General features: G+C 73.1%; 6 protein-coding genes and 3 pseudogenes. 4 read left to right on the forward strand and 5 right to left on the reverse strand.

From position 1 onward, the window contains the following. Positions 1 to 267: 267 nt before the first annotated feature. Positions 268 to 591 (reverse strand): metalloregulator ArsR/SmtB family transcription factor, encoded by a 324-nt coding sequence (locus AB0M20_RS10760; protein WP_364296730.1) that lies wholly within the window; start codon positions 589 to 591, stop codon positions 268 to 270. Between the two features lie 60 nt (positions 592 to 651). Here AB0M20_RS10760 and AB0M20_RS10765 point away from each other — a divergent pair. After that, a pseudogene (locus AB0M20_RS10765) lies at positions 652 to 1,692 on the forward strand (NAD(P)-binding domain-containing protein). On the opposite strand, the gene AB0M20_RS10770 reads toward AB0M20_RS10765, so the two are convergent. Further along, the gene (locus AB0M20_RS10770) at positions 1,682 to 1,948 is read right to left on the reverse strand and encodes a hypothetical protein (protein ID WP_364296739.1); all 267 of its coding nucleotides are present in this window, start codon (positions 1,946 to 1,948) and stop codon (positions 1,682 to 1,684) included. The pseudogene AB0M20_RS10765 and the gene AB0M20_RS10770 overlap by 11 nt on opposite strands. 58 nt (positions 1,949 to 2,006) lie before the next feature. Beyond that, positions 2,007 to 2,426: pseudogene (locus AB0M20_RS10775) on the reverse strand (transposase family protein); the annotation flags it as partial. A gap of 2 nt (positions 2,427 to 2,428) precedes the next feature. Between AB0M20_RS10775 and AB0M20_RS10780 the strand changes: the two are divergent. Beyond that, entirely contained in the window at positions 2,429 to 2,554 is a 126-nt protein-coding gene (locus AB0M20_RS10780; RefSeq protein WP_364296732.1) for a hypothetical protein, read from the forward strand. 111 nt (positions 2,555 to 2,665) lie between these two features. Continuing rightward, positions 2,666 to 5,650 (forward strand): DUF4157 domain-containing protein, encoded by a 2,985-nt coding sequence (locus AB0M20_RS10785; protein WP_364296734.1) that lies wholly within the window; start codon positions 2,666 to 2,668, stop codon positions 5,648 to 5,650. A gap of 180 nt (positions 5,651 to 5,830) precedes the next feature. Here the strand turns inward: AB0M20_RS10785 and AB0M20_RS10790 are convergent, their stop codons facing one another. Further along, positions 5,831 to 8,413, reverse strand: a complete 2,583-nt coding sequence (locus AB0M20_RS10790; RefSeq protein ID WP_364296736.1) for a DUF6519 domain-containing protein — start codon at positions 8,411 to 8,413, stop codon at positions 5,831 to 5,833. 1 nt (position 8,414) lies between these two features. After that, positions 8,415 to 10,085 carry a hypothetical protein gene (locus AB0M20_RS10795; RefSeq protein ID WP_364296738.1) on the reverse strand — a complete coding sequence of 557 codons (1,671 nt, stop codon included), beginning with the start codon at positions 10,083 to 10,085 and terminating at the stop codon, positions 8,415 to 8,417. 544 nt (positions 10,086 to 10,629) lie between these two features. Here AB0M20_RS10795 and AB0M20_RS10800 point away from each other — a divergent pair. After that, positions 10,630 to 11,002: pseudogene (locus AB0M20_RS10800) on the forward strand (hypothetical protein); the annotation flags it as partial.

Here is an 11,002-nt window from a genome sequence, read left to right on the forward strand (position 1 = left end):
ACCGACGGGCTACGGCGGCCTGTTCGGCGCGACGGCGGCCGTCTGCCTCCTCGCCGTCGCCGCACTGCTGGCGGTTCCCACGAAGGACGACCGAGGTCCTGCAACATCGGCAGGCCATAAGGCGGGACGTGCCACCTAGCGTGGTTCTCGAGGGTTCTTGACGGGTAGAACCCGTCGGTTACGTGCTGCCCGGTTCCGGCGTTCCGCCCGATGATCGAAGCACGTTCGCAGACGCCGCTCCGCGCGCCGATAGCAGAACACCGCTGGCTAGTCCGGCGGTCCGGCCGACCCAGGTGGGCAACACGCGGTCAGGTATCGCTGCAGGCCGCCGAGACGCTCCCGAACGGTGTCCGGATCTGCCCGGTAGCGCACCAGCTTGCCGTCACGGCGCGACACCACCAGCCCACCGCGGCGCAGCAACGTCAACTGTTCCGAAGCCGTCGACTGACCCATACCGCATCGGGCCGCGATCTCCCCGACGGTCAGCTCAGCGCCGCCGGCGAACAGCAGCATGATTTGCTGGCGCGTCTCGCTGGCGAGGGCCTTGAGGAAGTCCTGGGTCGGCCCGTCCAGGGCGCTTGTCGTGCTCATCACCCGCCAGTATCCCACCAGTCATTTCGTCATCTTCCGATATGACGATACATTGCGGGAGTGACGAACCCGGACCTGATCATCATCATCGGCGGCGGACAGGCCGGGCTCGCGACCGCGCACGTCGCCGCCGTCCACGGGTTGCGGCCCGTGGTGCTGGACGCGGCCGACAAACCCGGCGGGTCGTGGCCGCACTATTACGACAGCCTGACCCTGTTCTCGCCCGCCCGGTTCTCCGCATTGCCCGGCCTGCCGTTTCCCGGCGACCCCGATCGGTACCCGGCCCGCGACGAGGTCGTCGCCTACCTCACCGACTACGCCGCCCGCCTCGACGCGCCCATCGAGTTCGGCCAGCGGGTGCGATCCGTGGTGGCAACGGACGGGCGGTTCACCGTCTCCACCGACGCCGGCCGCACCGTCTAGGCACCGATGGTGATCGCCGCCTCCGGCGGATTCGGCCGGCCCTACCGGCCGCCGCTTCCTGGCCTCGACACCTTCACCGGCACGGTCCTGCACTCTGGTCAGTACCGCGGCCCGGCATCGTTCGCCGGCGCCCGGGTCGTTGTGGTCGGCGGCGGCAACTCCGCGGTGCAGATCGCGGCGGAGCTCGCCACCGTGAGCCGGGTCAGCATCGCCACCCGGTCCCCGCTGCGCTGGCAGCAGCAGCGCATCCTCGGCCGCGACTTCCACTGGTGGCTCACCCGCACCGGCCTCGACACCGCCCGCTGGGCGCCCCACTTCGCTCCGAACACCGTGCCGGTCATCGACGAGGGCCGCTACCGCGCCGCCCTGCGCACGGGCAACCCCGACCATCGGCGCCTGTTCACCCGCATCGACCACGACACCATCACGTGGCACGACCAGCGTGCGGAACGCATCGACGCCATCATCATGGCCACCGGTTACCGTCCCGCAGTCGACTACCTGAGCATTCCGGGGGCGCTGCACACCGCCGGCAGTCCGGCACACCGCGGTGGCGTGTCCATCACCGTGCCCGGCCTGGGCTACGTGGGCCTCGAACGCCAACGCAGCCTCTCCTCCGCGACCCTTCGAGGGGTAGGACGCGACGCCGCCCACGTGCTCGCGCGCCTCACCGCCTGAACCGAGACCTTGCCTTCGTCATCGGCGCGTTCTCGCCTGCCATTCGCAGGACGAGTGCCCGAATGGTCGGGTCGATCGGTGGTCGGCCTGGTGGGCGGTGTGGGTAGGTCCAGTGCCGGGCGAGCAGCTGCCGGTGCCACCGCAGCAGCGTCGCTGGGGTGACGAAGAAGACCGACCACCAGGCCCTGGGCAGCAGCCGCGACAGCACCGCCAGGACCAGCCGGTCGGCGGGTTGCAGGCAGTACTGCGGTGGCATGCGCGGTGAACGCCTCGGCGACGATCGGCCAGGAGACGCCGTGGTCGCGGGCGGACTGCACGACCGTGCGGCCGCCGTCGGCGACCGCAGCACCGGTCGCCTGACGCAGCCGGGTGGTCAGCCTCGATCGGGCCGGGACCTGGGGGACCTGCTCGGTGAACGACTTCCGCGGACACTGCGATGTTGGGCAGTACCAGCGACGTTTACGCCACCGCAGCCGGACCGGACGGCCGCCGACCGGTAGATCCCGCGGCCGGGTCGTGGCCCACTGGTTCACCCGCGTCGCCCGCCGCCCGCACTGCGGGCAGCATCGGGCCTGCGCACAACCGGTGGACAGGTGCACTACCGGGACACCGGTGGCGTCACTCAACCCGCTAGGCAACCAGCCCGTCCAGGCCCAGCAGCGGGGTCGTATCGTTGACCATGCTTGCAGCTCTTCCCTTTTGTGACCATCCGAATTAGACACCCAAATGATCACCGATGGGCTGCGAGTCCCTCACGTTCGGGTCGGCTCCAGCAGCGAACCCCGCTCAATTTCGAAGAGCCGAGATCGACGAGCTCGCGTCCTGGCTCGAGCTGGGCGTGGGTCCGCCGGCCGGGGTCTGACCGGGCGCCGGGAGACGCCGTCGACCTTGTGCTTGGGCACTTTCGTGCTCGGGCACCGTTGTGTTCACGACTGCACGGCGGGACCATGCTGGGAACAGGACGGAGCTCCCCGTGACCCAGGCGCACGCTGTCGCAGCACCGGAGAAGGCCCCGCCGCGAGCGGCGCCAAGCACCGCCCCGGCCCATTCGCCGGCGCCCTCCGCGGGCTTCGCCGCCCACGCTCACGGGCACGAGCTCGACAGGGTCACGCTCCAGCGGGCCCTGTCCGGCCCTGGGTACCCGGTCGACGCGGCCCAGCGCGCGAGTGCCGAGAGGGCGACCGGCCAGGACCTATCCCACGTGCGGTTGCACACCGGCCCGGCGGTGCGGGTCGCGGCGCGGGCGGCGGAGGCGTCCGCGTTCACCCTGAGCGGCGACGTCGCGATCGCCGTCGGCCCGGACCAGGTGGTCCCGGATCGACTCCTCACCCACGAGCTGGTGCACGCGGCGCAGCAGGGCGCCGCCGGGGGGGCCACCCCGGAGCAGGCCGAGCTCCAGGCCCGGGCTGTGGACTCCGGCGGCGACGGCGCGGACCTGCTCGGGACCGGTGGCGTCTACGTCGCGTTCGCGGCGACGGACTGGCTCCAGTCGTCCCCTGACGTGCGCGGCTACGGCTACACCGCGCTGCTCGACGAGCTGAACGAGGTCGACGAGTGGCTCGGGCGGCAGATCAGCAGCTCGCCGGACGTCGATCGAATGCAGGAGGCGAAGGCGGCGCTCGAGGCGGAGGTCCGTCGGCGGCAGGGTGCGATGGCGGCCCAGGACCGTCCGCGGCGTCGGGGTCGCCGTGCTGGGACGACAGGCCGGCCGCAGGCGGAGGCCGAGCTGCCGGCGCAGACCGAGATGCCCCGGATCCTGCGCGAGCAGACGAGTGAGCAGCTCACCGACCCGGCCGAGATGCGCGCCGAGGTCGACCGGATCACCGCATGGCTCCAGCGACCCGACCTGACCCGGGCCGACCGGTCGATCCTGCGCCGGGAGCTCATGACCCTCGCCCCAGGGCTGAGCGCGGACCTCGCGCAGGCCAGCGGCGAGCGTCGCCAGGCACGACTCGCGCAGGCCCTCGCCCCGAGCGGGTCCAACGACCGTGCGGGGGTGCTGGCGAACCTGCGGATGATCGAGTCGATCAGGCCGTACCAGGAGCAGCCGGGCATGGCCTACGTCGTGCACAACGGCGAGATGCTCGTCTTCCCCCAGCAGCTCGCCGACCGCGTCCGCGCGGAGGCCGTCGCGGCGCTGCGCGACGCCGCGCGGCACGCCCGGGACATGAACGAGAGCAGCCAGTTCCGCATGAGCGAGCACATGCGGCTGAACTACGAGGAGCAGCCGTACGTCGGGTTCGTCGTCAGCCTGGTCAGCGGGGAGGAGCCGGTCGAGGTCCAGAGCCGCATGCTGGGCCCGCTGTCGGACTCCAACATCGCGCTGAACCGCTTTGGGCGGGCGACCGCGGCGGGGTCGCTGTCGGAGATGGGCGACGCCGTCTTCACGGCCGTGGAGAAGGCCGACCAGGCACAGGACATCGTGCTGCGGGGCATCGACCGGGCGATCGCTGCCGCCGGAACCGTCGTGCAGGGCCTGACGATCACTCGCAACCTCGCCTTCGCGATCGCCCTGTCGATCGGCGCGATCCTGGCGGCGCCCGTCGTGGCCGCGGGTGTGGCCGGTCTCGGTGTCACCGGGCTCGCCGCGACCGGCCTGACGGCACTCGGGACGAGCGGTGTCGTCGGCGCGGGCGGGTTCGGTCTGGGCTTCGTCAGTGGTGCGGGTGGCGAGCTGGCGTCAGGAGGCGGCGGAGGCCGGGCGCTGAGTGCCGGCTGGAGCGAGGGGCTGCGGGTCGGCGGGCAGGGCGCGGCGATCGGACTCGGTGGTGGGGCGACCCTGGGCCTGGCGCGGAACCTCGGGGTGGGCGCGGAGGGGCTCTCGACGGCGCAGAACCTCTGGCGCGGTGCTCTCGCCCAGGGGGCGGGCGGCGGGCTCGGCGGTGCGGCCGGCGGCGTCCTCAGCGCGCCCGAGGGAATGCGCGGCGAGGCGGTCCTGCGCGGCGGCCTGACCGGCTTCGGCCTGGGCGCCTTCGGTGGGACGGCCGGCGCGTACGCCCGGACCCTGGGATCACCCAGCGCGCAGTACGCGGTCGGCGTCGGGCTGCCCAGCGTGGGTGCCGGCGGGGTCACCTACCTGCAGACGGGTGACTGGAGCCAGGCCATCCAGGCCGGTGGCACCGGACTGACGGTCGGCGCCCTGGGACAGCTGCGGGCCGGGCAGGGCCGGACCGCGGGCGAGGAGCGTGCGTTCCAGACGGGGGTGTCGACGCGGCAGACCCTCGGCTCGTGGGGGAGGACCGGACGGGCGTTCGTCGCCGCGACCGGGCTCGGTCTCTACAGCTCCTCGACCGCCCTGAGGCTGGGCGAGTCGGGAACCTCCTACACCCTGAGTAACCCGCAGGAGAGCGGCTACGTGGGCGCGCCGACGTCCATCCAGCAGGCCCCGGTCCAGCAGGCGCCCGTCGCGACCACGGCCGCGCCGACATCGGTGTCGGCGGCGACCCAGTTGGCATCGATCCGGATCAGCTCGGGCGCGTTCCTCGTCAACCCGGCCCGACTGGTCACCGATCCCTTCTCAGGGCAGGTCCTCGGCCAGCGCTCGGCCTCGGCCCAGACATCCCGGTCGGTGATCACAGGCCCGCGCGCGGACGGGGCCGAGGCTGCGGGATGGCGGGAAGCCCTGGCCAGGGGCGAGATCGGTCTTCAGGCACCGACCGGCGCCAACGTCCCGGGCGGCGACTTCTACACGGCGCGGATCGATCCGAACGGCCAGGTGACCTTGATCGCCAACGACGTGAAGATGTCGACCATCGGGCAGTTCCCGACGCCGGCCACCACGCTGCGCCCCACCTGGCGTGCGGAGCTCTTGGCGGCGATCCAGCCGGGCCGGCTGAACCTCGGCGACCCGGCTCTCGAGGCGGCAATCAGGGCAGCCTTCGCGGCCGGCAGGATCCAGCTTCGGCAGCTCAACGCCGACTACTCCCCGGGCGGCGGCGGAACCATCACCGGATTCTGAGCCCGGTCCCCGCGCCGCCACGGTCGGGACGAGCGAGGGCGCAGGCCCCGGCCGACGCCCCTCGTGCTCCGGACCAGCCATGCGAGGATTCGAACCCCACAGTCTTTGACACCAATGGGTCGCGACTGCCGCTACCGCACGTCGAGGCATGCCCGGATGTCTCGACGGTAGTCCTCGTCCTCAGGGCACGCAACGCTCGGTGGTCACCGTCCCGGGGACGCTCACCGCCTGCGCCCCGTCGAGGTTGAGCACGTCCGTGACGTGCCGCACGATCCGCGGCCGGTTGCCCGGAGGCGTCGTGTCCCGGATCAGGACCCCGAACCGGAAGTCGCCGGTCAGGTCGAGCCCACGGACCTGGAGGTACGGTCCCACCAGACCCCAGACGCGCACCGCGTCGACCGAGGTCCCGTCGGCGGAGCCGCCGGTCCGGGCTAGGTTGGCGCGGTTGTCGACCATGGTCAGGTTGTTGACGTTCCCCACGTAGATCGCATGTCGCTGCCGCATCCAGAAGTACGGGACCCTGCAGCCGACGAGGTTCCCGCTGACGACCACCCGTTCCGCCGTCGACTGCTCCCGGCCCGGCTCGTGCAGGCCGACGTGGATACCCTGCAGTACGTGGAGCACCGTGTTCCCCTCGATCCTCACCAGCGAGGCGCGGGAGCCTCCCACCACGACGCCCTGCCCGATCGCCCGCACGTCCCTCACCGACGCGGCGAGGAAGCGGGTGCTCGGCGCGCCAATCGTGACCTCGTGCGGCTCCACGAGGCTCGCGACCGTGAAGTGCTCGAGCGCCTCTCGCGGGGACCGTTCCCGCGCCAGCCGGCCGGCCGAAGTCCGCCTGGCCCAGTCGGCGGCGAACCGGCGGATCTCCGTTCGACCGCCCACCCGCAGCTTCCCCTTGTCCGGCAGGGTGATCGTCCGTCCCTCACCCTCACCCTCGCCTTGGACGTCGAGGTGGCGTGCGACGAAGCGGCCGAGCTCGCGAGCCACGCCGGGATTGACCGTCTCCCGCTCCTCCTGGCGCGCGGAACGAGGACCGAGCACGATCTCGTTGTCCACGACGGTCGAGACCTGCGCTGATGCGATGAGCACCCCGACCTGCAGGGCGCCGATCTCGAGGCGGTTGCCGCGGACCTCTACCCAGCCCGGCTGGGCGCCCCCCTCGATCGAGCCGACGTAGATCCCGGACTGCGCACGCCCGTCGCCGTCCGGGCACCTGACCTGGCAGTCCCGCACCCGGACCCGGTTGCCGCCGAGGAAGGTGAGGGCACCGAACAGATGCCTCTCGCCCGGCGGCGACGGCTCACGGGGCACGGCCGACTCCACCCGCAGGTGGGTGACCTCGATATCGTCGCACTCCTTGGCGATGAGCACCGCCTCGTGCCGGTCGGCCGCGAGGACGGTGGCGGGCCCCACGCCGTCGATGACCACGCGCCGTTTCCCGCCGATCGTGAGCGGGGTGCGGACGGGGTAGGTCCCGGCCGCCAGGCAGAGCTTGCCGCCGTCGTCCGGGAGGGCGTCAAGGGCGGCCTGCAGGTCGTCACCCGGGAAGGCGATGACCGTGCAGGTCCCGCCCCGGATGTCGATGAGGTGCGGGAACGTGCGCCGGCAGTCGGTGAGGACCGTCATGGTCGCGAGGTCCACCACGGCGAGCGGTGCGCTCGCGTGGACGACGCCGTCTGGCGGCGCGGCCGTGCGGGTCTCGACCGCGTCGGAGGCGGAGCCGCGCACGCGGACGCCCCACCAGTCCCCGACGAGGTAGGTGCCTGGTCGGGCGGTGAACGCGATGCCGACGTCGGCACCCCCGAGGGTCGCGGTGACACCGGCGGCCGCGCCGACGTGCTGGCCGTCCCACCGGCGCAGGCACGTCCCCGGCGGGTTGCCGGTCACGGTGCTCGCGGTCCCGAGCGTGATCAGGTCGCCACCCGCCTGAGGGGTGACGACCGCGACCGAGTGCAGCGCGCCGTGGTTGCGGCGGTCGGCGCGGCGGACGAGGGTCGAGACCTCGACGAGGTCCTGGGGCTGGAAGGCGACCGACGGCGAGAGGACGAGGCTCACCGCGGTGCCCGCGACGGTCGCGGCGACCGCGTCCCCGCCGTTCGCGTACGACCAGGCGAAGCGCGCCGTGAGCTCCGAACCGCCGTCGATCACCTCGATGCGCAGCAGGCCGTCGGGCAGCTTGCTGCGCGGGTCGTCCGGCGGGGCGCAGGGGTCCGCGCTCGTCGGCCCGGAGGTGCGGGTGACGTCCAGGGTGCCAGTGCTGAGCGACGGCGGGAGCGCGCCCGACCCGCAGGCGGCGGAATCGGCGGTGACGGTGCGCACCCGCCAGCCCACGCGGGTGCGCGTCGTGGTGTCGACCCCGTCCAGGGCGGGGTCGAGCAGGTCCTCGTCCTCGGCGGCCTGGACCTCCTCGACGAAGGCGTCGAGGTAGACCACGGCCAGCCCGGTGGTCGGCAGCGGCGGGATCTCCGGCTGGGAGCCGTACACGAGGTCGGCGTCGTTGCGGACCGCGAGGCCGTCGACCCAGATCAGCCCGGGGCGGATGGTGAGCGCCCCGGCGACGACGTCGACCTGGAACGCGCTGCTGCCCTGGTGCACCCCGGCGAAGCCGATCGCGTCCCGGGCCAGGCTGCGGGTCTCCCGGGCCGCACCGTCGATCGTCAGGTTCCAGTCGGTGTCCAGGAGCACCCGGCCCTGCTGCATCCGTGCCGCCGTCCATCGGTCCGCGGCACGAAGCGGCACGCTGGTGAAGTCGCCGGTCATCTCAGTCCTCCGGGTGGGCGACACTCAGGTGCGGGTGCACCGTCAGTGGGGTCATCTCGGGCAGCCGTTGCCCCAGGCGCAGGGCGAGCGGTCCACGACGGGCGTGGTGGTAGGCGCCGATCTCGCCGCCGTCCCCGGCCCCGGTGAGCAGGGCGGGTGCGGGGCGGCCGCCGGGGCCGTCCACGACGGGCGCCCAGTAGCCGGCGGAGTCGAGCCCGACCCCGCCCATCCGGGGCAGCGGCCCCGACAGGCAGCGGTAGCCGGGCGGGTGCGCCTGCGGGTCGTCGTCCGGCCCGAGGTGGCAGTGGCGGACGCAGCCGGACGACGTCACGGTCGTCCGCAGGCCCGCCGTGAACAGGCAGTCGTCGACCCACACCTGGCCCGCGCCGACGGCACCGACGAAGGTGACGCCGGACGCCACGAGGTCCGGTGGGAAGCGGTCGACCGCGGCCAGGGCGGCGCGGCCGGGGGTCCCGCCCGGGGCGCCTCCGCAGGGCCGCGGCGGGGCGCCGAACCCGTCGACGACGCAGTCGGTGAGCTCGAGCGGGAAGGCCGAGAGGTCGGCCCGCACCGGCCCCAGCAGGCACCGGGTCGCCGTCACCCGGGTGGTCCAGGCGGTCCTGTCGACGACGACGGCGCCGCCGGTGGTCGCGTCGAGCGTGAGGCCGACGAGGTCGACGCGGGCCATCGCCGGCCCGATGGCCAGGTCGCCGTCCAGGAAGAAGCCCGCGAGCTCGACCTGCACCCCGGTCAGCCGAAGATCGAGGGCGCCCACGACGACAGGGGTCGCGCCCACCGGCGCGACGACCCGCCACCGGGTCAGCGCGGGTGTGCCCGTGACCGGTCCGGCCGGCGCGGGGAGCCGGTCGCTGGTGAGCAGCCGGATCTCGACCTGCGGCACGTCCGGCTCGCTGGTGCTGGTCGCGGTCGCGGTGGCGACGCCGAACGCCGCCGCGAGCGTCGCCACGACGGTCTGCCCGGGCGGGTGCGGTGCGCCCGAGGGGTCCACCACTATCACGACGCCGACGTCGTCCCGGAGCTGGGCGGTGCTCGCGGCGGGGCCCAGACGTCCCGGCACGGCGCGGTAGAAGGTCGTGCGCAGGGTGCCGGTCACGTCCGACGCGGGCACCAGGACCCCGCGCGCGGGGTCCACGAGGACCTGACCGGTCGCGGGGACCGGGGCCCCTGCGGTGGGCAGGCCGGTCAGGCCGATCCGGTTCCACGGCACCGGGTTCCCGCCCGCGGTGACCCGCAGGAGCGCCGGGCCCTCGGCGGCGCTGTCGGCGGCGAGGGGGTGGTCGGCCGCCAGCGTCCAGACGGGCCCGTAGCTCACGTCGCCCAGGGCGTCCACGACGCGCCACGTCGCGCGCACCGGGAGCGTCGAGGCCTCGCGCGGACCCCGTGGCTCGGGCGGGACGCCGGGCGGCCGCTCGTCCTCGGCGTCGCTCGCGATCTGCAGGGGTCGGGGCCGCAGGTACAGGGGCGCCTCGACGCCGAGGGGGTGCAGGGTGAACCGCCCGCCGCCCAGCGGAGCCGCCTCGACGTCCTCGTAGCCCAGGACGTGCCAGGGGTGCACGCGGGCGGTGACCGCGGCCGGGTGGAATGGGCCGCCGGGGGTCACGCTGCTGCGCCAATCTGACGGCGAGCCGGTCCGCGTCGTCGAGATCGTCAACTGAGCGGTCGTCAAGTCGCCAGACGGCGATGGGAACCTCGCCGGTGACGAGTACTGCGTCGCCGTGCCGGTCGCTCGGCTGGTACGGACGGGGGTCTGGTTCGGGGTTCCGCAGCGCAGTCATGGGCGGGTGGCTCCCGCTCTGGCTGGCCGTGTTCGCGCACACCAATGGCCTGAGCAAACTGGTATGTCGACGCGGCCATCAGAGGGTGTTGGCCAACAGCACCCAACACCAGTCCGGCCTGTTGCCTGACAGCCAACAGGTCGGCGCTGTTGGCCAACACGGTGAGCCGGGGGCGGAGCGGTCAACAGAGGTGCCTTGAGTCGCCACCCAACGCTGCCCCGGTGACGGCGCGAACCGGAGCACTGGCGCCCTGTTGGGTGAGACCAGGCACGGGTTCGCGGGATTCGTCCGCGGTGCTGTTGGGCGTAGGTCCGCGAAAGGCCGGACGCCGGTGTCGGTTATGGAGTTGGGTCGGCGTGCGCAGATGGGCGTCTTAAGCCCGCCCATCCGGGGTGGCGCCATCGTCTCGCGAGGTGTGACATGGGTGTTCAATGCTGGCCGTCATCGCCGCTGGCCGCGGCCGACCGCGCGTTCAAGCTCCTCATCGAGCCGCCTACTCCCATCAGGTTCGACGGCCGGGGGATCACCGGGCTGCCCGCAGCGATCTTGCCGTTGGAGCGGTTGCGCACGCTGCTGCTGTCACCGAAGACGGCCGTCGCTGTTCGTGACGCGGTGTGGCGAGAGTTGGTCGTCCACGCGCGCCGCGATGGCCCAGCCTGGGTCGTCGCGGCCGTCGGTGTTGCGATGCCCGGACTGCGGCGGGTCGCCGGGATGCTGGCCACCGGCTGGCACGGCGACACCCGAGACCTGGACGCCGAGGTCCTTCTCGGCTTTGTGGAGCGGCTGCGTACCG

Source organism: Actinoplanes sp. NPDC051633 (genome assembly GCF_040681735.1).
GTDB lineage: Bacteria > Actinomycetota > Actinomycetes > Mycobacteriales > Micromonosporaceae > Actinoplanes.